The following is a 19,228-nucleotide window of genomic DNA, read 5'->3' on the forward strand; positions in this document are numbered from 1 at the left end:
CGGCGGCGCTCACTGGATCGGCCCGTGGACGGTGACGAGCTTGGTGCCGTCGGGGAAGGTCGCCTCGACCTGGACGTCCGGGATCATCGCGGGGATGCCCTCCATGACGTCGTCCCGGGTGAGCACCCTGCGGCCGGAGTCCATCAGCTCGGCGACGGTGCGGCCGTCGCGGGCGCCTTCGAGGACGTGCGAGGTGATCAGCGCGACCGCCTCGGGGTGGTTGAGCCGCAGACCGCGGGCCCGCCGGGAGCGGGCGACGTCGGCGGCCACGTGGATGAGCAGGCGCTCCTGCTCGTGGGGGGTGAGTTTCAACTGCGCGCACCTTCGAGGGAGTCAGAGCGCGCGGACACGACACTGTGCCGCGATGGTGGCGCATACCGTAGCGGACGAACCACCCGGACAGCAGACCGCACCGCCGGGCCCGGACGGTATCACTATGCAGTCCACACCATTTCTATAACCCTATTTGCCGTCCAGATTGCCAGAGCTTGGACCGAAGCTCAATTCGCGCTCAAGTACTGAACCTACTCATCAGTTACGTAACACATGTATGAACTGAATGCCCCCTACCAGGGCGGATGTCCGGCGAAGTAGGTAAACATTCAGTAATGAAATCTGTGCAGAGGCCTATGAATACGCCTACTGTGTGGCAACTCTCCGCGCTCCGACAGCCGGGGCCCCCACACACAGAGAGATTGCCAATGGTTTCCCTCAACCAGATGACCCCGCCCGGCACGGGCACCGACAACGGTGCCCCGGCCCACCGGTCTCTCCGCCGGGAAGTGGGCCTGATCGGCCTGCTCTGGGCCTCGGTCGGCTCGATCATCGGCTCCGGCTGGCTGTTCGGCGCGAAGAACGCCGTCATGGTCGCCGGCCCGGCCGCCCTCATCTCCTGGGGCATCGGCGCCGTCGCCATCGTGCTGCTCGCCCTGGTGCACGCCGAGCTCGGCGGGCTCTTCCCGGTCGCCGGCGGCACCGCCCGCTACCCGCACTACGCCTTCGGTGGCCTGGCCGGCATGTCCTTCGGCTGGTTCTCCTGGCTGCAGGCCGCGACGGTGGCACCGATCGAGGTCGAGGCCATGATCGGGTACGCGGGGCACTGGGAGTTCGCGAAGAGCTTCCTCAACGACAACGGCACCCTCACCACCAGCGGCTTCATCGTCGCGGTGCTGCTGATGGGCGTCTTCGTCGCGGTCAACTTCCTCGGTGTGCGGGTCCTGGCCCACACCAACTCGGTCGCGACCTGGCTGAAGATCTTCATTCCGCTGTTCACGATCTTCGTGCTCGCCCTGACCAACTTCCACGGCTCGAACTTCACCTCGCACGGCTTCGCCCCGTTCGGCATCAAGGGCGTGCTCGCGGCGATCAGCTCCAGCGGCATCATCTTCGCGCTGCTCGGCTTCGAGCAGGCCATCCAGATCTCCGGTGAGAGCCGCAACCCCAAGCGCGACATCCCCCGCGCGGTGCTCGGCTCGGTCGCCATCGGCACCCTGATCTACGTCCTGCTCCAGGTCGTCTTCATCGGCGCGCTGCCGCTCAGCTCCTTCGCCAACGGCTGGGACAAGCTGGACTTCCCCGGCATCGAGGGCCCGTTCGCCGGCCTCGCCACCGTGGTCGGCCTCGGCTGGCTCGCCTGGGTGCTCTACTTCGACGCCATCGTCTCCCCCGGCGGCACCGGCCTGATCTACACCACCTCCACCTCGCGCATCTCCTACGGCCTGAGCAAGAACGGCTACGCGCCGCAGAAGTTCGAGCAGCTCGACAAGCGCGGCGTGCCGTGGTTCGGCCTGGCCCTCTCCTTCATCACCGGCGTCATCTGCTTCCTGCCCTTCCCGAGCTGGCAGGAGCTGGTCGGCTTCATCACCTCCGCCAGCGTGCTGATGTACGCGGGCGCCCCGCTGGCCTTCGGCGCGCTGCGCCGCCGCCTGCCCGCCCGTGAGCGCTCCTACCGCCTGCCCCTCGGCGGCGTGATCTCCCCGCTCGCCTTCGTGGTCGCCAGCCTGATCATCTACTGGGCCGGCTGGCACACCCTGTCCCGCCTGGGCATGGCGATCGTCCTGGGCTACGTCCTGCTCGGCAGCTACGCCGCGTACGCGATCCGCAAGGGCCTGCCGAACGCCCCGCGCCTGGACTGGCGCGCCGCGCAGTGGCTGCCGGTCTACCTGGTGGGCCTCGGCCTGATCTCCTGGCAGGGCGGGTTCGGCGACGGCGCCGGCAACATCCCGATGTGGTGGGACATGGGCGCGGTCGCCGCGTTCGCCCTCGCCATCTACTTCTGGGCGATCCGGGTCGCGCTGCCGGCCGACGCGATCGAGCAGAACATCGAGGACATCGAGGTGGTCGACGCGGGCGGTCACTGACGCCCCCGCCGCACACCAGGACGGGCCCGCCGGTTCACCCGGCGGGCCCGTCCCGTTGCGTCCGCCGCCCGCTCGCCTCCTGTGGCGACCGGGTCCGGTACCGGGCCGGCGCTACAGCTTCAGCACCTCGCGCAGCGCCGCCGTCACCACCGCCTCCGGGTCCGCCGCCGCGCCCTCGGAGCGCCAGGCGACGAAGCCGTCCGGCCGGACCAGCACCGCGCCGTCCGGCCGCACCCCGTGCAGCTCGGCGAAGTCGGTGCCCGGCTCGGGCGCCAGGTCGTCCTCCGCTCCCAGGCCGATCCGGTACGCGTCCAGCGGGACGGCCAGCCGGTCGGCCGCCCGCCGGGCACCCTCGTGCCAGGCCCGCCCGTCCGGGCCGGTGAGCAGCACCATCGCCTGCTCGTACAGGTCGAGGGTGGAGAGCTTCACGCCCGCCCGCAGCAGCCACTGGTGCGGCGCCCGGCTGCCGGGCTCGCCGGCCGACTCGAACTTCTCCGGCACCACCGCGCCGGCCGAATCCGCCCCGGCCACCGCGCCCGCCGGGTAGCGGTAGCCCAGCGCCACCGCCAGCACCCCGGCCTGCCGGCCCACGCCCGGCACCACCGCGTACCCGGGGTGGCTGTGCTCGGCCGAACGGGCCGAGGCGCGCTCGCTGGTCACCTCGGCAACCGGCCGGCGCTCCTGCCCGTACGTGTCCAGCAGCCCCGGCCCGGCCCAGCCGCCGAGCACCGCGGCCAGCTTCCAGGCCAGGTTGTGCGCGTCCTGGATGCCGGTGTTGGAACCGAACGCACCGGTCGGCGACATCTCGTGCGCGGCGTCCCCGGCCAGGAAGACCCGCCCGCCGGAGTAGCGCTCGGCCACCCGCTCGGCCGCGTGCCACGGCGCCTTGCCGGTGACCTCCACCTCCAGGTCGGGCATGCCGACCGCCGCCCGGATGTGCCGCACGCACCGCCCGTCGGTGAACGCCTCCAGCGGCTCGCCGTGCTCGGGGTGCCAGGGCGCGTGGAACACCCACTCCTCGTGGTTGTCCACCGGCAGCAACGCGCCGTCGGCCTCCGGGTTGGTGAGGTAGCAGGCGATGAAGTGCCGGTCGCCCACCGCCTCCGCCAGCCGCTTGGCCCGGAAGGTGATGCTGACGTTGTGGAACAGCTCGCCCTTGCCGGTCTGGCCGATGCCCAGCCGCTCCCGGGACGGGCTGCGCGGGCCGTCCGCGGCGACGAGGTACTGCGCCCGGACGGTGCGCTCCTCACCGGTCTCCCGGCTGCGCAGCAGCGCGGTCACCCCGTCGGCGTCCTGCTCGAAGGAGAGCAGCTCGGTGCTGAAGCGCAGGTCGCCGCCGAGCTCGCGGGCGGACTTCAGCAGCACCGGCTCCAGGTCGTTCTGGCTGCACAGGCACCACGCGCTCGGGCTGAACCGGGCCAGCCGGCCGCCCGGGTCGATCTCCCGGAACAGCCACTCCTGCTCCTCCCCGGTCAGCGAGGGGGTCTGGAGGATGCCGTGGTTGGCGGCGAGCACCGAGGCCGCCTCGCGGATCGCCGGCTCGATCCCGGCCACCCGGTACAGCTCCATCGTGCGGACGTTGTTGCCTCGGCCACGCGGGTGATGCGAGGTGTCGGCGTGCTTCTCGACGAGCAGGTGTCTGACACCCAGTCGGCCCAGGAAGAGTGAGGCCGACAGCCCGACCAGCGAGCCGCCGACGATCAGGACCGGCACCCGGTCGTCAACCTTCGGATTCATCAATTACTCCAGCCTGTACGGGAGTTCGCGGACCGGCTGCGGGGCTCGGCGCCGCCCTCGGCGGGGCGCGCACAGACGGCGGCCCCGTCTCTGCATCCCCCGCCCCGGGGGCGTTGTGCCGCCTCTTCGCTCGGATGGCCCGCAAATCTCGCGCCACCCGTGGGCTCCGCGCACGATCGACCTCAGGCCTGATGCCGATGCCCGGGCCGACCGCCACCGCACCGCCCTCCCCCGCCGGACCCCTGGCCGGACGCCGCCCCGCGCGGCCGGACGCGGGCGCCCCAGAAGCAGAAAGTGGATCATGACGACTCTGTCCGAACCGCAGGCGCAACAGCAGGCCGAGACCGAAACGCGGCTGCGCGTGATGCTGATGCTGGAGATCAAGGACGGCGCCCAGCAGCGCTTCCTGGACGTGTACGAGAAGCTGCGCCACCAGGTGGCGTCCGTCCCCGGGCACGTCAGCGACCAGCTGTGCCAGTCGATCAACGACCCCCGGCAGTGGCTGATCACCAGCGAGTGGCAGGACCAGGAGACCTTCCTGGAGTGGGTGGACAGCCCGGCGCACCGCGAGATGGTCAAGCCGATGCACGGCTGCGTGAGCGACACCTTCCGCTCGCTGCGCTACTCCATCCTCCGGGAGACCTCCGCGGCCGGCGCCACCGGCACCCGCGCCCCGGTCGAGGTGCCGCCCGGCCTGCCGCGCACCGCGCCGGCCGGGCACGTCGGCCCGCCGCAGGCCGCCCCCGGCCCGGACGGGGTGATCCGCCACGCGCTGACCTTCACCGTCAAGCCGGGCAGCGAGCAGAAGGTGGCCCGCATCCTGTCCGGCTACGCCTCCCCCAAGGCCGAGGTGGACGAGAACACGCGGCTGCGCCGCACCTCGCTGTTCATGCACGGCAACCGGGTGGTCCGGGCCGTCGAGGTCACCGGCAGCCTCGGCGACGCGCTGCGCCACGTCGCCATGCAGCCCGAGGTCCGGGCCGTCGAGGAGGCGATCAACCCGTACCTGGAGGAGGCCCGCCAGCTGGGCGACCCGCAGGCCGCGCGCGCCTTCTTCGCCAAGGCCGCGCTGCCCGCCGAGCACCAGGCGATCGCCGGCTCCCCGGCCTCCGGGCGGCTGCACCGGCACGCCGTGCTCTACCCGGTCAAGCCGGGCAACGGGCAGGCCGTCGCCGCGCTGCTGGCCGAGTACGACAACCTCGCCACCGCGGACCCGACCGGCCCGGTCGCGACGGCCGTCGTCTTCCACCGGGAGGACGTCGTGGTCCGCCTGGTGGACCTGCGGGTACCCGCCGAGGCCGACCCGGCGGCGGCCCTCGGCGTGGCCGGCGAGCGCGAGGCCACCGTCCTCGGCCGGCTGCTCGACCTCGGCGCCGACAGCGACCTGCGCACCGTCGCGGGGCTGAGCGCCGTCCTCGCCGCCCGCGCGATGAACCCGGTCACCGACCGCAGCTCGCAGGGGAACTGACGACACCCCGTTCCACACCGGCTCCAGAGCCCCCGGCCCCGAAGCCCGGACCCCACACACTCGGAGGAAGAAACCATGTCCACGCAGTACCCACGGATCGTGCACGTCGACGAGGCACCGGAGAACCGCCGGCGCGGCGGCGACCTGCGCGCCATGCTCACCCCCACCACCTGCGGCGCGACCAGCGGCTTCATGGGCCTGGCCATCGTCCAGCCCGGCGAGCGGATCGGCGAGCACTACCACCCGTACTCCGAGGAGTTCGTCTTCGTGGTCAGCGGCGACCTGGAGGTGGACCTCGACGGGGTCACCCGGGCGCTCAAGCCCAACCAGGGCCTGATGATCCCGCTCAACATGCGCCACCGGTTCCGCAACGTCGGCGACACCGAGGCCCGGATGGTCTTCCACCTCGGCCCGCTCGCCCCGCGCCCCGAGCTGGGCCACGTCGACACCGAGGAGACCGGGGAGGCCGGCACCTCCGGTCCCCCGGAACACGCCAAGGTCGCTTCGTGACACGGCGCGTAGCCGTCACCGGGATCGGCGTGGTCGCACCCGGCGGCGTGGGCGTTCCGGCCTTCTGGCGGCTGCTCACCTCCGGCCGGACGGCGACCCGGGGCATCACGCTCTTCGACCCCACCGGGTTCCGCTCCCGGATCGCCGCCGAGTGCGACTTCGACCCGGCGGCGCACGGACTGAGCCCCGAGGACGTCCAACGGGCCGACCGGTACGTGCAGTTCGCCATGGTGGCGACGGACGAGGCGGTCGCCGACGCGGGCCTGGACCTCGCCGCCGAGGACCCGTGGCGGATCGGGGTCTCGCTCGGCACCGCCGTCGGCGGCACCACCCGGCTGGAGCACGACTACGCCCTGGTCAGCGCCGGCGGCGCCCGCTGGGACGTCGACCACCGGCGGGCCGAGCCTCAGCTGCACCGGGCCTTCGCGCCCTCCACCCTGGCCTCCACGGTCGCCGAGCGCACCGGCGCGCACGGCCCGGTGCAGACCGTCTCCACCGGCTGCACCTCCGGGCTGGACGCGATCGGCTACGCCTTCCAGGCGGTCGAGGAGGGACGCGCCGACATCTGCATCGCCGGCGCCTCCGACTCGCCGATCTCGCCGATCACCGTCGCCTGCTTCGACGCCATCAAGGCCACCAGCGAACGCAACGACGACCCGGAACACGCCTCCCGCCCCTTCGACGCCCACCGGGACGGCTTCGTGCTCGGCGAGGGCGGCGCCGTCCTGGTGCTGGAGGAGCTGGAGCACGCCCGCCGGCGCGGCGCGCGGATCTACGGCGAGATCGGCGGCTTCGCGACCTTCGGCAACGCCTACCACATGACCGGCCTCACCCAGGAGGGGCTGGAGATGTCCAGGGCGATCGACGAGGCGCTCGGCCACGCCCGGGTCAACCGCACCGACGTCGACTACGTCAACGCGCACGGCTCGGGCACCAAACAGAACGACCGGCACGAGACGGCGGCCGTCAAGCGCTCGCTCGGCGGGCACGCGTACGAGACGCCGATGAGCTCGATCAAGTCGATGGTCGGGCACTCGCTCGGCGCGATCGGCGCGATCGAGGTGGTCGCCTGCACCCTCGCACTGGCCCACGGCGTGGTACCGCCGACCGCCAACTACGAGACTCCGGACCCGGAGTGCGACCTCGACTACGTGCCGCGCACCGCGCGCGAGCTGCCGCTCCGTCACATCCTCTCGGTCGGCAGTGGATTCGGCGGGTTCCAGTCCGCCGTCGTGCTCAACAGAACGGGGTGAGATCCATGACGTCACGTCAACAGGGCCGCCGGGCCGTGATCACCGGCCTCGGCGTGGTGGCGCCGAACGGCGTCGGTACCGACGCCTTCTGGAAGGCCACCAGGCAGGGCGTGAGCGTCCTCGACCGGATATCCCGCGAGGGCTGCGCCGACCTCCCGCTGCGCATCGCGGGGCAGGTACGGGACTTCGACCCGCAGTCCGTGATCGACAGCCGCTACCTGGTACAGACCGACCGCTTCACGCACTACGCGATGGCCGCCGCCGACCTGGCGGTGGCGGACGCCGGCTACACCGCTGACCCCGAACAGCCGTACGCGGTGGGCGTGGTGACCGCAGCCGGATCCGGCGGCGGCGAGTTCGGCCAGCGCGAGCTGCAGCAACTCTGGGGCCAGGGACCACAGTTCGTCGGCCCCTACCAGTCCATCGCCTGGTTCTACGCGGCCAGCACCGGCCAGGTCTCGATCCGCGGCGGCTACAAGGGCCCCTGCGGTGTGGTCGCCAGCGACGAGGCCGGCGGCCTGGACGCCCTCGCGCACGCGGCCCGCACGATCGCGCGCGGCACCGACGCGGTGGTGGCCGGCGCGGCCGAGGCACCACTGGCGCCGTACTCGATGGTCTGCCAGCTCGGGTACCCCGAGCTCAGCCTCGCCGAGGATCCCGACCGGGCCTACCTGCCGTTCTCCGCCGACGCCAACGGCTTCGCCCCCGCCGAGGGCGGTGCGATGCTGCTGCTGGAGGACGAGGAGGCGGCCCGCCGGCGCGGGGCCGCCGTCCGGGCCCGCATCGCCGGGCACGGCGCCACCTTCACCGGCGCCTCCCGCTGGGAGGACTCCCGGGAGGGACTGGCCGCCGCGATCCGGATCGCGCTCGACCAGGCCCGGATCGCCGCGGAGGAGGTCGACGTGGTCTTCGCCGACGCCCTCGGCGTCCCGGCCGCCGACCGCGCCGAGGCGCTCGCCCTGGCCGACGCCCTCGGCCCGTACGCCGAGCGCGTCCCGGTGACCGCGCCCAAGTCCGGGACCGGGCGGGCCTACTGCGGCGCACCGCTGCTCGACGCGGCGGCCGCCGTGCTCGCCATGGAGGACGGCGTCCTGCCGCCCACCCCCAACGTCACCGAGGTCTGCCACGACCTCGCCCTGGTGACCGGCCGCGCCCGCCCGGCCGAGCTGCGCACCGCGCTGGTGCTCAGCCGCGGGCTGATGGGCTCCAACGCCGCGCTGGTCCTCCGGCGCGACGACCGGGCCTGACCGACAACCCCTGTTTGGCTCACCTAGAAGGGACTTCCCGTGAGCAACACCCTCAGCCACCCCGAACTGGCCGCACTGATCGAGGCCCGGGCCGGCGTCGCGATCGACCCGGTCGAGCTGGAGCGCCCCGGCGCCAGCTTCGACGAGTTCGGCGTGGACTCCCTCGGTCTGCTCGGCGTGGTCGGCGAACTGGAGAACCGGCACGGCGTGAAGGTCACCAACGGTGCGGAGTCGGCCAAGACCCCGGCCGAGTTCCTCGACCTGGTGAACTCCGCGTTCACCTCGAAGGCCGGTGCCTGAGATGCCCGGACACACGGACAACGAGATCGTCATCGCCGCGCCGCTCGACCTGGTCTGGGAGATCACCAACGACCTGGAGAACTGGCCGCAGCTGTTCAGCGAGTACGCCTCCGTCGAGGTGCTGGAGCGGGACGGCGACAGCGTACGCTTCCGGCTCACCATGCACCCCGACGAGAACGGCCAGGTCTGGAGCTGGGTCTCCGAGCGCACCACCGACCGGGCCTCGCTCGCGGTGCGCGCCCGCCGGGTCGAGCCCGGGCCGTTCGAGTTCATGGACATCCGCTGGGAGTACACGGAGGTCCCGGCCGGCACGAAGATGCGCTGGGTCCAGGACTTCGCGATGAAGCCCACCGCCCCGGTCGACGACGACGGCATGGTCAACCACATCAACCGCAACTCGCGCATCCAGATGCAGCTGATCCGCGAGAAGGTCGAGAAGCAGGCCGGGGAGGTGTGAGCCGGATGCACCGCGCACTGATCGTCGCCCGGATGAAGCCGGACGCGGCCCAGGGCATCGCCGAGGTGTTCGCCGAGTCCGACCGCGGCGAACTGCCGCACCTGATCGGCGTCACCGGCCGCAGCCTCTTCCAGTTCGGCGACGTCTACCTGCACCTGATCGAGGCGGACCGCCCGCCGGGCCCGGCCGTCGCCCAGGTGACCGGCCACCCGGAGTTCCGGGCGGTCAGCGACGCCCTCACCGCCTACGTCCAGGCGTACGACCCGGCCACCTGGCGGGAGCCCAAGGACGCCATGGCGCGCGAGTTCTACCGCTGGGAGCGCAGCGGCCTCAACTGAGCCGCGAACCGCACGGTGCCCCGCAGGCAGGCCTGCGGGGCACCGGCGTGCGCGGGCGCACGCAGCGTGCGGGGCGCATGGCACGGGGCCGGGCGCCCCGCGGCACGCCCGGGCCGCTCGCCGGGCCCCGTTTCCCGGGACGTTCGCCGGGCCGCTCGTCAGGACGCTCGTGAGGCGGTTCGCCGGCCCCCGTTTCACGGAACGTTCGCCGGGCCGCTCGCCGAGCCGTCCCTCAGGCCGTTTCTCAGGCCGTTTCTCAGGCCGTGCCGAGGACCGCGTCCGGGGTCCGGCCCGCCTGGGCCTGCTCCACGCGCTGGACCAGCATCGCGGCGAGCCGCCGGGTCGCCGCGGGGTCGACCGGGCCGCCCTCGGTGGTCACCGTCGCCACGACCGTGCCGGAGCGCAGCACGACGGTGACGCCGTCCCGGCCGGCCAGCTGGCCCTGGAAGACGCGGCTCTCGCTGCCCAGCGCGGCCAGGTCGACCGTGTGGTACTTGCCGGCGTCGCCGTACGCCGCGTAGGCCTCCGCGAGCCGGTCCTTGGCCGCCGCCTTGCTCGGGAGGGTGTCGATCCCGAAGCGCGCGGTCACCTCACCGGAGGAGAACCGGGCCGTCCCGCTGAGCGGCTTGCCGGTGCACGAGCCGGCGCCGCTGCAGGTGGTGGCGTGGTCGGCGGTGTCCACCCGGCGCTTCTCCTCCTCCCAGCCGGTCATGGCCTTCTGGTCCGGCATCAGCTGGAGCAGGAGCCTGTCGTCGAGGAGCAGCGTGTCGGAGTCCGCCCCGGCGGGCTGCGCGGTGCCGCCGCCGGCGGCACCCGCACCGCCGCCCTGCGACGGCGTGCCCGCAGCCCCGGGCGCGGGCGTGCCGGGCGTACCGGCCGCCGCACCGGGTGCCGAAGCGGCCGCGGAGGTGGCGGACGCGGCACCGCCGGCCGGGCTCGCCCCGGCGTCCGCGGGCGCCGTCGTGGCTGCGCCGGCGGTCGCCCCCGCCGCCGGGCTCGCGCCGCCCGCCGCCACGTCGTGGGAGGTCTTCGACCCTCCGGAGCCACAGGCCGCCAGCACGCCCAGCAGAACCCCCGTCGCCGCCACCGCCGCAACCTTCCGACCGACCGTGCCCATTCCCGCTCCCTCTGGTGTCAGTGGACCATCAAGATAGACGCGGCCGGCCGGACCCGGTTCCCCGGGGTGCCCTCGGGAGCCGGGTTACCCGTGGGCCCCCGGCGCGCCCGGCGGGAGGGCCTCGACGCCGACCACCCGGCTGATCCGGTCCGGTTCGACCAGGACCACCACCCGCCGCTCGCCGGGGATCCGCCACTCGTAGCGCTCCGCCCCGAGGTACACCGCGGCCAGCCGGTCCATGTTCCGGTCAGCCTCCTCCCCCTCGACGAACCGGACCGCCCGCCCCCGGATCTGCACCCGGTCGTACGGGTCGGCGGCGTCCGCGTGCGAGAGGCAGACCCGGGGGTCACGCCGCAGGTTGCGCTCCTTGACCCGGCCGACCGAGGTGTTGAACAGCACCAGACCGCCCTGCGTGCCCACCCACATCGGGCTGACGTGCGGTGACCCGTCCGCGTTGACCGTGGCGACGTACCAGACGTGCCCCGCCTCGATCCTCGCCTGTACGTCCTTCGAGATCTCGACCATGCGTCATGCCTGCCCGCGCGCGCCGGGCTCCACGCCGCCGCCCGCCTCCCCCGGGCCAGGCCTGAACCGGATTCACCCGGATCGCCGGGGCACCCGGGTGAACACGCCCGCGAGTCCACCCGAAGGGCCGCACGACCGCCGCCGTCACTGCCGTCCTCCGGTGGCAGCGGCCGTCACGGTGGTTGACGGTGGATCAGGCGCACCTCCGCGAGTCCCCTTGCCCGACGACGTGTCGGCTGTCGCGGCTCCGCGCCGGAAGGATCATCATCATGCGTTCTGCCCGCACACTGCTCGCCGGAGCCGTCGTGGCCGCTGCCGCCCTCACCGTCGGTGCCCCCGCCGCCTTCGCCGACGGCTCCGACAAGAACCTCACCTGGCAGGAGAAGCAGGACAAGGCCGCCAGCCCCGACGGCCAGAAGACCTGGGACGAGAAGCAGGACAAGGACTCCTCCTCCTCGGGCTCCTCGGGCTACTCGGGCGAGGAGAAGAAGGCCGAGGAGAAGACCCCGCACGGCGGCGTGCACACCGGCGGCGGCGGCCTGGCCCTGTCCGGCGGCGGCCTCGCCTCCGGCGCCGTCCTGCTGTTGGGCGGCCTCGGCGCGGGCGCCATCGCCCTGCGCAAGGGCCGCCGCTCCGCCGGCGCCGCGATCTGACCCGCGGCGCCGGCTCCGGCGCCGCAAGCCACGTCCCGTCGCCTCCCCGCCGTGGCCGCCGCTTCCCCGGCGGCCACGGCGGGGGCGCGCGGGGCGATGCCCCACGGCACCGTTCCGGGGCCGCGCCGCAGGTACGCCAGGGCCACGGGTACGGCGGCGCCGCCGGTACGCCGTGGCCGCAGGCATGGCGGGGCTGCCGGTACGCCGGTGCCGCAGGTACGCCACCGTTGCCGGTGTGTCGACGTGAAGGCCGAGGAGTGGAGTGATGGCCGGTCTGGTCCCTGGTACTTCCCGGCTGCTGCGCGCGGGTATGGGCGCGGCGGCGGCCGGTCTGCTGCTGATCTACAACTCGGTGGACGCCGCACCCTCCGCCGATCCCGCGCCCGGCCAGGCCGCTCCCCCGGCGGCCACCGCGGGCGCGTCACCCGGCGGGGCGCCCGCCTCCCCGGCGTCCGCCCAGTCACCGGCCAAGGCGGCTCCCGGGCCCGTCGCGCCCCCGCTGAAGCGGTCCAAGCCGACCCGGCTGCGGATCCCGCAGATCGCCGTGGACGCACCGTTCACCGAGCTGACGCTCAACCCGGCCGGGCAGCTCAACGCGCCGCCTCCGGACGACAAGAACCTGGTCGGCTGGTACCGCGACGGCGTCACCCCGGGTGAACGCGGCAGCGCCGTGGTGGCCGGGCACGTGGACACCAACAAGGGCCCCGCGGTGTTCCTGCTGCTCAGCCTGCTGCTGCCGGGGAACAGGGTCGAGGTGCAGCGGGCGGACGGCACGGTCGCCGTCTTCCTGGTGGACTCGGTGGAGACATTCGCCAAGGACGCCTTCCCCGACCAGAAGGTCTACGGGAAGACGCCCGACGCCCAGCTGCGGCTGATCACCTGCGGCGGCACGTACGACCGGAAGCGCAAGGACTACCTGGACAACGTGGTGGTCTTCGCGCACCTGGAGTCCTCGCGCAAGGCCTGAGCCGTACGACGGGACCGCCCGCACCGTGTACCCGGTGCGGGCGGTCCCGTCGTGGGCGGGCCCGGAGTCAGCCCCGGACGGTGGCCTCGAAGGCGTGCAGGTACGGGTTGACCGGGCGGACCTCGGCGACCGCCAGGCCGGCCTCCTCCATCAGCCGCACCAGGCTCTGCTCGGAGTGCTTGGCGCCACCGACGTTGAGCATCAGCATGAGGTCCATGGCGGTGGTGAAGCGCATCGACGGGCTGTCGTCGACCAGGTTCTCGACCACCACGACGCGGGCGCCCGGGCGGGCCGCGGCGACCACGTTGGCGAGGGTGCGACGGGTGCTCTCGTCGTCCCACTCCAGGATGTTCTTGATGATGTAGAGGTCGGCGCGGACCGGGATGTCCACCCGGCAGTCGCCGGGCACCAGCCGGGCCCGGGCGGCGTAGGCGCCGCCGTCGCGCAGCCGCGGGTCCGCACCGGCGACCACCTTGGGCAGGTCGAGCAGGGTGCCGTGCAGCGCCGGGTGCTTCTCCAGCAGGCTGGCGAGCACGTGGCCCTGGCCACCGCCGATGTCGACCACCGAGTCGATCCCGGTGAGGTCGAGGTAGGCGGCGAAGTCGGCGGCCGACTGGCGGCTGGAGGTGGTCATCGCCTTGTCGAAGACCTTGGCCGAGTCGCCCGCGTCGCTGTGCAGGTAGTCGAAGAACTCCTTGCCGAAGAGCTCGGGGAAGACGTTGCGGCCGGAGCGGACCGCCTCGTCCAGCTTCGGCCAGGCCTCCCAGGTCCACGGCTCGGTGCACCAGAGGGAGATGTAGCGCAGGCTGTTCGGGGCGTCCTCGCGCAGCAGGCGGGACATCTCGGTGTGCTCGAAGCGGTCGTCGCCGGTCTCCTGGAAGACGCCGTAGCAGGTGAGGGCGCGGAGCAGGCGGCGCAGCGGCTTGGGCTCGGTGTCGAGCGCGGCCGCGAGGTCGGTGACGGTGGTCGGGGTGTCGCCGAGCGCGTCGGCGACGCCGAGCCGGGCGGCCGCACGGACGGCGGCGGCGCAGGCGGCGCCGAAGACGAGCTCCCGCAGGCGCATCGCGGCCTGCGGGGTGGTGGCGGGTGCGGTGGTCATGTGCCGTCTTTCTGCTGGTGAGAAGGGGCTGGGGTCCTCGGGGGGCTGTGGGCCGGGGTCCTCGGGGGGGGTGTGGGCCGGGGTCCTCGGGGGCCGGCCCCCTCAGGGCTGAGGGGGCCGGCGGCCGGGGCGCGCGGCCGGGGTCCTGCGGGCGCAGCGGGTTCAGCAGTGGCCGGCGGGCGAGGACAGCGCGCAGTGGTTGCGGGCGAAGGTGTTGGTGGTGCCGGTGTCGGCGTCGACCAGGTCGGCCGGGCCGTTGCCGACCGCGTGGTTGCCGCTGATGGTGTTGCGGGCGTTGGGCGCGCCGACCAGGCTGCGGAAGAGCACGATGCCGCCGGACATCGGCGAGGCGCCGACGTTGTCGCGGACGTCGTTCTCCGTCACCGAGGTGTCCTCGGCGCCGGTGAGCAGGATTCCGGTGCCCTGGATGTAGTCGAGCCGCGGGTTGGGCGGGCAGTAGTTGTTGTTGGCGACGACGCTGTTGCGGGCGATGCTCAACGCGCCGGCCCGCGGCACGCCCTCGTCGCCGACGATGAAGACGCCGCCGCAGTTGCCGTGGATGTCGTTCGCCTCGATGCTCAGGTCGCGCAGGCGGCGGACGGTGACGCCGATCCGGTTCCCGGAGAGCCGGTTGCCGCTGACCACGGTGCCCTCGGTGTCGGTGGCACCGCCCTCGTTGACCACGCTGTTGGCGAGGAAGACGCCGGACTGACCGTTGCGGGCCGACTCGTTGCCGACGATGACGGCGCGGGTCGACTTCTCCTGGCTGATGCCCTGCAGGCCGTTGTCGTGGACGTGGGTCGCGCGCACGGTCATGGCGGTGGTGGAGCTGGCGTTGATGCCGTTCTTGGTGAAGCCGGTGACGGCGAGGGCCTCGACGGTGACCCCGTCGAGCCGGTTGTCGTCGGTGCCGGCGACGCAGAGGCCGTGGCCCGCGGCGGCACAGACGGAGTCGCCGGCGGTGCCGTCGGCGGCGGTGCCGGGGGCGATCACGCTCTGCGGACCGACGCCACGCAGGGTGAGGCCGGGGGTGGTGATCCGGACGCTGCCGCGGTAGGTGCCCGCGAGCAGCTGGACGGTGTCGCCGGGCCGGGCGGAGTCGACGGCCTGCTGAATCGATTCGCCCGGCTGGACGAGGTGAAGGGCGCCCGCGGCGTGGGCCGGGGGCGCGACGGCGAGGGTGGTGAGGGCGCTGGTGAGGGCGGTCGTGGCGGCGGCGGTGGCCGCGGCGAGGTGGTGGACCCGTCGCGTGGGCATGAGTGGTGACCTGCTTTCTGACGCGCTCGCGGGAACGCCGGCGCGGTGACGCGGTGTGAGCGAGAGATGACGGCCGGTGGATGTCGGTCGCATCGACGCTATGGGCGCGCGGGTGGGCCCGCCACCAGGGCTGGGCTGCAGGACTGACGGGGCGTCGGCAAATGGCCGGGGGCGGGGGCCCGCAGGGCGGGCCGGACGGTACGGGCGGGCGCGCGCCGGACGGGTATGGGTCGGACGAGCATGGGCCGGACGGGTACGGGCCGGACGGGTACGGGCCGGACGGGCGCGGGCCCGGAGAGCGGCGGGGCGAGGAGACCGGGTCGACGCCGGGGATGGTGCCGCGGGCCGGCGGGGCGCGTTCGCGGATCCGGGAGAAGGCGGGGAACGGGTCCTGCACGAGGCGCGCGGCGCGCAGGTCGACCGTCTCGGCGGCTTCGGCGGTGGTCACGGCCGCCTCCACCGGGTTGCCCACTGTCACGGATGGTGACGGTCCCGGCTCCGGCCGGGCCGGCGTCCGGGCCTCCGGTTCACTCGATCGATAACGAAGGACCGTTTCTCATAAGGCCTCGTACGTGCACGAATGCCAGGTGCAGGCGGCTGCGCGCCGGGGGCTCCGGGCCGCGTGGCATGCTCGGGGCCATGAACACCGCCGCCGTCCTGCCGCCCCCAGCCGCCGTCGCACCGGTCACCGCCGTCCGCAACCCCGTCGGGGCCCACGTGCCGGTGGCCGCCCGCGGGCTGGCCGGGACGGGGCTGGCGTACGCGCGGACCGTGGGCGCCGAGGCCGTCCAGGTGTTCGTGGCCAACCCGCGCGGGTGGGCCACTCCCCCGGGCAACCCGGCGCAGGACGAGGAGTTCCGCACCGCCTGCGCCGAACAGGGCATCCCGGCGTACGTGCACGCGCCGTACCTGATCAACTTCGGCTCGGACACCGCGGCGACCCGTGAGCGCTCGGCCGTCTCGCTGTGCCACTCCCTGCTGCGCGGCCACGCGATCGGCGCCCTGGGCGTGGTGCTGCACACCGGTTCGGCGGTCGGCACGGCCCCGGGCGGCGGCTCCCGGCGGGCCGAGGCGATGGCGCAGGTCCGCGCGGACGTCCGCCCGCTGCTGGACGAGCTGGACGCCCTGGGCGAGGACGCGCCCTGGCTGCTGCTGGAACCGACGGCCGGTCAGGGCAGCTCGCTCTGCTCGCGGATGGAGGACCTGGCCGCGTACGTGGACGCGCTGGACGGCCACCCGAAGGTCGGGGTCTGCCTGGACACCTGCCACGCCTTCGCGGCCGGCCACGACCTGGCGGCGCCGGGCGGCGTCCGGGAGGCGCTGGACGCCCTGGTGGCGGCCGCCGGGCCGGGCCGGCTGCGACTGATCCACGCCAACGACTCGGAGGACGAGGTCGGCGCCCGCAAGGACCGGCACGCCAACATCGGCGCGGGACGGATCGGCGCGGAGCCGTTCCGCGAGCTCTTCGAGCACCCGGAGACGGCCGGGGTCCCGCTGGTGGTGGAGACCCCGGACCGCAGGCACGGCGGCGACGGGACCGGGCACGCGATCGACATCGCGCTGCTCAAGGAGCTGCGCGAGCGGGCCGCGGTACCGGCCTGACGGGCGGCCCGGCCCCGGCGGGGGCTACGCCCCTGGCGGACCGTCGTCAACGCCCTGTCCAGCCGGCGGGACAGCACTCGGGCAACGCTCGGGCAACGCTCGGACTGCGTACTCGGGCTGCCGGGTCGGCGGGGCGGTGGCAGGCTGGAACGAGTGATGTCTCAGCCCCCTGGGGGTTTGCAATGAGCCCGACCCGGAGACTGGCCACACTCCCCTGCGGTCGTCGCAGCAAGTGGGTGGTGCTCGCGCTCTGGCTGGTGCTGCTGGTGGTGGCGGGACCGCTCGCCGGCAAGCTGACCAACGCCGAGGACAACCAGGCGTCCAGCTGGCTGCCCGGCAATGCCGAGTCCACCCAGGTACTGGACGCCCAGCGCGCCTTCCAACCGGTGGACACCGCGCAGGCCGTGGTGGTGTACCAACGCGACAGCGGGATCACCCTCGCCGACCGGGCCGAGGCCGCCCGGGACGCCACCGCCTTCGCCGGGGCGCCACACGTGCTGGGGCCGGTGGTCGGCCCCGTGGTCTCCACGGACGGCAAGGCGATGCAGACCACCGTGCCGATCGACATCGGCACCGGCGGCTGGCAGGACCTGCGCCCGGCCGTGGACAGCCTGCGCGCCACCGCCGCAGCCGACAGCCAGGGCATGGCCACGCACGTCACCGGCCCGGCCGGGATCGGCGCCGATCAGGCCGAGGCCTTCGCGGGCATCGACGGCACCCTGCTGGCCGCCACCATCAGCGTGGTGATCATCCTGCTGCTGCTCACCTACCGCAGCCCCGTCCTCTGGGCCCTGCCGCTGGTCTCGGCCGCCGGGGCCCTGATCGTCGCCCAGGCGGTCATCTACCTGCTGGCCCAGCACGCCGGACTGACCGTCAACGCGCAGAGCGCCGGCATCCTGATCGTGCTGGTCCTCGGCGCCGGCACCGACTACGCGCTGCTCCTGACCGCCCGCTACCGGGAGGAGCTGAGACGGCACGAGGACCGGCACGAGGCGATGGCGTTCGCCCTGCACCGGGCCGGCCCCGCGATCCTCGCCTCGTCGGCCACCGTGATCGCCTCGATGCTCTGCCTGCTGATCGCCGAGATGAACTCCACCAGCGGCCTCGGCCCGGTCTGCGCGATCGGCGTGCTGGTGGCGTTGATCGCGATGCTGACGCTGCTGCCCGCACTGCTGGTGATCGTCGGCCGCTGGGTGTTCTGGCCGGTCAAGCCCGCGTTCGGGACGCCGGAGCCGACCAGGACGGGCCGTTGGGCGCACGTCGGGACGTGGATCGGCCGCCGTCCGCGCAAGGTGTGGATCGGCACCGCACTGGCCCTGGCCGCCTGCTGCGTCGGGCTGGTCTCGCTCAACGCCACCGGTCTGAGCACAGCCGGCACCTTCACCGGCAAGCCGGACTCGGTGGTCGGCCAGGAGGTGCTGGAGCAGCACTTCCCCGGCGGGACGGGTGCGCCGCTGACGGTGATCAGCACGGCGGGCGGGGCCGGGGCCGTCCGCGCGGCCGCGGCGGCGACGCCCGGCGTGGCCGGGACGTCCGAACCGGTGGTGCAGCAGGGCGAGGCGCTGTTCAAGGCCACGCTCGCCGACCCGCCGGACAGCCAGGCTGCCAAGGACACCGTGGACCGGGTGCGCGCGGCCGTCCACGCCGTCCCGGACGCCGACGCCAAGGTGGGCGGCTCCACGGCGGTGATCCTGGACGCCGGACGGGCCGCGACGCACGACAACCGGACGATCATCCCGCTGGTGCTCGGCGTGGTGCTGGTGATCCTGGCGATGCTGCTGCGGGCGGTCACCGCGCCACTGGTGCTGATCGCCACGGTGGTGCTGTCGTACGCGGCGGCGCTCGGGATCAGCGCGTTCTTCTTCGAGCACGTCTTCCACTTCGAGGGCCAGGACAACTCGTTCCCGCTGTTCGTGTTCGTGTTCCTGGTCGCGCTCGGGATCGACTACAACATCTTCCTGATGACCCGGGTGCGGGAGGAGTCCGTGCACCACGGCACCCGGCACGGTGCGGTGGCCGGGCTGGCGGCGACCGGCGGGGTGATCACCTCGGCCGGGCTGATCCTCGCGAGCACCTTCGCGGTGCTCGGCACACTGCCGGTGGTGGGCTTCGCCGAGATCGGCTTCGCCGTGGCGCTGGGCGTCCTGCTGGACACCCTGGTGGTGCGGTCGGTGCTGGTCACCGCGCTCACCATGGACCTGGACCGGCACATGTGGTGGCCGTCCGAGTTGTCCAAGCAAGTCCACCGTCCGGAGAGCGAGTTGACCAGACAGCTTTAAGTTACCGCCGAGTTCACACGGTTCTCGTCCGCAGTCTTGCCGGGCGTGACCGGGACCGC

Annotated in this window: 18 protein-coding genes; 12 read left to right on the forward strand and 6 right to left on the reverse strand. The window is 73.4% G+C overall.

The genetic code is table 11. The features are described 5' to 3' along the window. Positions 1-9 precede the first annotated feature (9 nt). On the reverse strand, positions 10-312 hold the full coding sequence (locus J5Y04_RS14980) for an urease subunit gamma (protein ID WP_209412493.1): 303 nt from the start codon (positions 310-312) through the stop codon (positions 10-12). Between the two features lie 389 nt (positions 313-701). Here J5Y04_RS14980 and J5Y04_RS14985 point away from each other — a divergent pair, with 389 nt between their 5' ends. Further along, positions 702-2,360: an APC family permease gene (locus J5Y04_RS14985; protein ID WP_209412494.1), complete on the forward strand. Its 1,659-nt coding sequence runs from the start codon at positions 702-704 to the stop codon at positions 2,358-2,360. 111 nt (positions 2,361-2,471) lie between these two features. On the opposite strand, the gene J5Y04_RS14990 is transcribed toward J5Y04_RS14985, so the two are convergent. Beyond that, on the reverse strand, positions 2,472-4,097 hold the full coding sequence (locus J5Y04_RS14990; protein WP_209412495.1) for an FAD-dependent monooxygenase: 1,626 nt from the start codon (positions 4,095-4,097) through the stop codon (positions 2,472-2,474). 301 nt (positions 4,098-4,398) lie between these two features. Here J5Y04_RS14990 and J5Y04_RS14995 point away from each other — a divergent pair, with 301 nt between their 5' ends. The 7 genes from J5Y04_RS14995 to J5Y04_RS15025 all read left to right on the forward strand — a co-directional run bounded on the left by J5Y04_RS14995 (position 4,399) and on the right by J5Y04_RS15025 (position 9,670). After that, the gene (locus J5Y04_RS14995) at positions 4,399-5,565 is read left to right on the forward strand and encodes a SchA/CurD-like domain-containing protein (protein WP_209412496.1); all 1,167 of its coding nucleotides are present in this window, start codon (positions 4,399-4,401) and stop codon (positions 5,563-5,565) included. A 75-nt stretch (positions 5,566-5,640) separates the two neighbouring features. After that, positions 5,641-6,075, forward strand: a complete 435-nt coding sequence (locus tag J5Y04_RS15000) for a cupin domain-containing protein (RefSeq protein WP_209412497.1) — start codon at positions 5,641-5,643, stop codon at positions 6,073-6,075. Continuing rightward, the gene (locus J5Y04_RS15005) at positions 6,072-7,328 is read left to right on the forward strand and encodes a beta-ketoacyl synthase (RefSeq protein WP_209412498.1); all 1,257 of its coding nucleotides are present in this window, start codon (positions 6,072-6,074) and stop codon (positions 7,326-7,328) included. Before J5Y04_RS15000 ends, J5Y04_RS15005 begins: the two co-directional genes overlap by 4 nt. 5 nt (positions 7,329-7,333) lie before the next feature. Further along, the gene (locus J5Y04_RS15010; protein ID WP_209412499.1) at positions 7,334-8,575 is read left to right on the forward strand and encodes a beta-ketoacyl synthase N-terminal-like domain-containing protein; all 1,242 of its coding nucleotides are present in this window, start codon (positions 7,334-7,336) and stop codon (positions 8,573-8,575) included. A gap of 39 nt (positions 8,576-8,614) precedes the next feature. Then, complete coding sequence (locus tag J5Y04_RS15015; RefSeq protein ID WP_148641381.1) at positions 8,615-8,875, forward strand: acyl carrier protein; 261 nt, start codon at positions 8,615-8,617, stop codon at positions 8,873-8,875. A 1-nt stretch (position 8,876) separates the two neighbouring features. Beyond that, the gene (locus J5Y04_RS15020) at positions 8,877-9,332 is read left to right on the forward strand and encodes an SRPBCC family protein (protein ID WP_209412500.1); all 456 of its coding nucleotides are present in this window, start codon (positions 8,877-8,879) and stop codon (positions 9,330-9,332) included. 5 nt (positions 9,333-9,337) lie between these two features. Continuing rightward, positions 9,338-9,670, forward strand: coding sequence for a TcmI family type II polyketide cyclase (locus tag J5Y04_RS15025; RefSeq protein ID WP_209412501.1), 333 nt, complete (start codon positions 9,338-9,340; stop codon positions 9,668-9,670). 256 nt (positions 9,671-9,926) lie between these two features. Here J5Y04_RS15025 and J5Y04_RS15030 read toward each other — a convergent pair whose 3' ends face one another. After that, positions 9,927-10,787, reverse strand: a complete 861-nt coding sequence (locus J5Y04_RS15030; RefSeq protein WP_209412502.1) for a hypothetical protein — start codon at positions 10,785-10,787, stop codon at positions 9,927-9,929. Positions 10,788-10,871: 84 nt separating this feature from the next. Further along, positions 10,872-11,312 carry a PPOX class F420-dependent oxidoreductase gene (locus J5Y04_RS15035; RefSeq protein WP_209412503.1) on the reverse strand — a complete coding sequence of 147 codons (441 nt, stop codon included), beginning with the start codon at positions 11,310-11,312 and terminating at the stop codon, positions 10,872-10,874. A gap of 269 nt (positions 11,313-11,581) precedes the next feature. On the opposite strand from J5Y04_RS15035, the gene J5Y04_RS15040 reads away from it, so the two are divergent. Together J5Y04_RS15040 and J5Y04_RS15045 are read left to right on the forward strand one after the other, a co-directional pair. After that, on the forward strand, positions 11,582-11,965 hold the full coding sequence (locus J5Y04_RS15040; RefSeq protein WP_209412504.1) for a hypothetical protein: 384 nt from the start codon (positions 11,582-11,584) through the stop codon (positions 11,963-11,965). Between the two features lie 265 nt (positions 11,966-12,230). After that, a complete protein-coding gene (locus J5Y04_RS15045; RefSeq protein ID WP_209412505.1) occupies positions 12,231-12,932 on the forward strand; it encodes a class F sortase in 702 nt (233 codons plus the stop codon). Between the two features lie 67 nt (positions 12,933-12,999). Here J5Y04_RS15045 and J5Y04_RS15050 read toward each other — a convergent pair whose 3' ends face one another. Then, positions 13,000-14,031: a methyltransferase gene (locus tag J5Y04_RS15050; protein WP_209412506.1), complete on the reverse strand. Its 1,032-nt coding sequence runs from the start codon at positions 14,029-14,031 to the stop codon at positions 13,000-13,002. Positions 14,032-14,193: 162 nt separating this feature from the next. After that, a complete protein-coding gene (locus J5Y04_RS15055; protein WP_209412507.1) occupies positions 14,194-15,288 on the reverse strand; it encodes a nitrous oxide reductase family maturation protein NosD in 1,095 nt (364 codons plus the stop codon). 639 nt (positions 15,289-15,927) lie between these two features. Between J5Y04_RS15055 and J5Y04_RS15060 the strand changes: the two genes are divergently transcribed. Together J5Y04_RS15060 and J5Y04_RS15065 are read left to right on the forward strand one after the other, a co-directional pair. Beyond that, positions 15,928-16,890 (forward strand): deoxyribonuclease IV, encoded by a 963-nt coding sequence (locus J5Y04_RS15060; RefSeq protein ID WP_209412508.1) that lies wholly within the window; start codon positions 15,928-15,930, stop codon positions 16,888-16,890. 182 nt (positions 16,891-17,072) lie between these two features. Continuing rightward, positions 17,073-19,169 carry an MMPL family transporter gene (locus J5Y04_RS15065; protein ID WP_209412509.1) on the forward strand — a complete coding sequence of 699 codons (2,097 nt, stop codon included), beginning with the start codon at positions 17,073-17,075 and terminating at the stop codon, positions 19,167-19,169. Positions 19,170-19,228: the final 59 nt, after the last annotated feature.

The organism is Kitasatospora sp. RG8 (genome assembly GCF_017813315.1).
In the GTDB taxonomy this organism is placed as follows: domain Bacteria; phylum Actinomycetota; class Actinomycetes; order Streptomycetales; family Streptomycetaceae; genus Kitasatospora.

Bases quoted from the DNA above. Each gene is read 5' to 3' on its own strand.
- J5Y04_RS14985 (WP_209412494.1), top strand. From the start codon at position 702: ATGGTTTCCCTCAACCAGATGACCCCGCCCGGCACGGGCACCGACAAC.
- J5Y04_RS14990 (WP_209412495.1), bottom strand. From the start codon at position 4,097: ATGAATCCGAAGGTTGACGACCGGGTGCCGGTCCTGATCGTCGGCGGC.
- J5Y04_RS14995 (WP_209412496.1), top strand. From the start codon at position 4,399: ATGACGACTCTGTCCGAACCGCAGGCGCAACAGCAGGCCGAGACCGAA.
- J5Y04_RS15000 (WP_209412497.1), top strand. From the start codon at position 5,641: ATGTCCACGCAGTACCCACGGATCGTGCACGTCGACGAGGCACCGGAG.
- J5Y04_RS15010 (WP_209412499.1), top strand. From the start codon at position 7,334: ATGACGTCACGTCAACAGGGCCGCCGGGCCGTGATCACCGGCCTCGGC.
- J5Y04_RS15020 (WP_209412500.1), top strand. From the start codon at position 8,877: ATGCCCGGACACACGGACAACGAGATCGTCATCGCCGCGCCGCTCGAC.
- J5Y04_RS15025 (WP_209412501.1), top strand. From the start codon at position 9,338: ATGCACCGCGCACTGATCGTCGCCCGGATGAAGCCGGACGCGGCCCAG.
- J5Y04_RS15030 (WP_209412502.1), bottom strand. From the start codon at position 10,787: ATGGGCACGGTCGGTCGGAAGGTTGCGGCGGTGGCGGCGACGGGGGTT.
- J5Y04_RS15035 (WP_209412503.1), bottom strand. From the start codon at position 11,312: ATGGTCGAGATCTCGAAGGACGTACAGGCGAGGATCGAGGCGGGGCAC.
- J5Y04_RS15040 (WP_209412504.1), top strand. From the start codon at position 11,582: ATGCGTTCTGCCCGCACACTGCTCGCCGGAGCCGTCGTGGCCGCTGCC.
- J5Y04_RS15045 (WP_209412505.1), top strand. From the start codon at position 12,231: ATGGCCGGTCTGGTCCCTGGTACTTCCCGGCTGCTGCGCGCGGGTATG.
- J5Y04_RS15050 (WP_209412506.1), bottom strand. From the start codon at position 14,031: ATGACCACCGCACCCGCCACCACCCCGCAGGCCGCGATGCGCCTGCGG.
- J5Y04_RS15055 (WP_209412507.1), bottom strand. From the start codon at position 15,288: ATGCCCACGCGACGGGTCCACCACCTCGCCGCGGCCACCGCCGCCGCC.
- J5Y04_RS15060 (WP_209412508.1), top strand. From the start codon at position 15,928: ATGAACACCGCCGCCGTCCTGCCGCCCCCAGCCGCCGTCGCACCGGTC.
- J5Y04_RS15065 (WP_209412509.1), top strand. From the start codon at position 17,073: ATGAGCCCGACCCGGAGACTGGCCACACTCCCCTGCGGTCGTCGCAGC.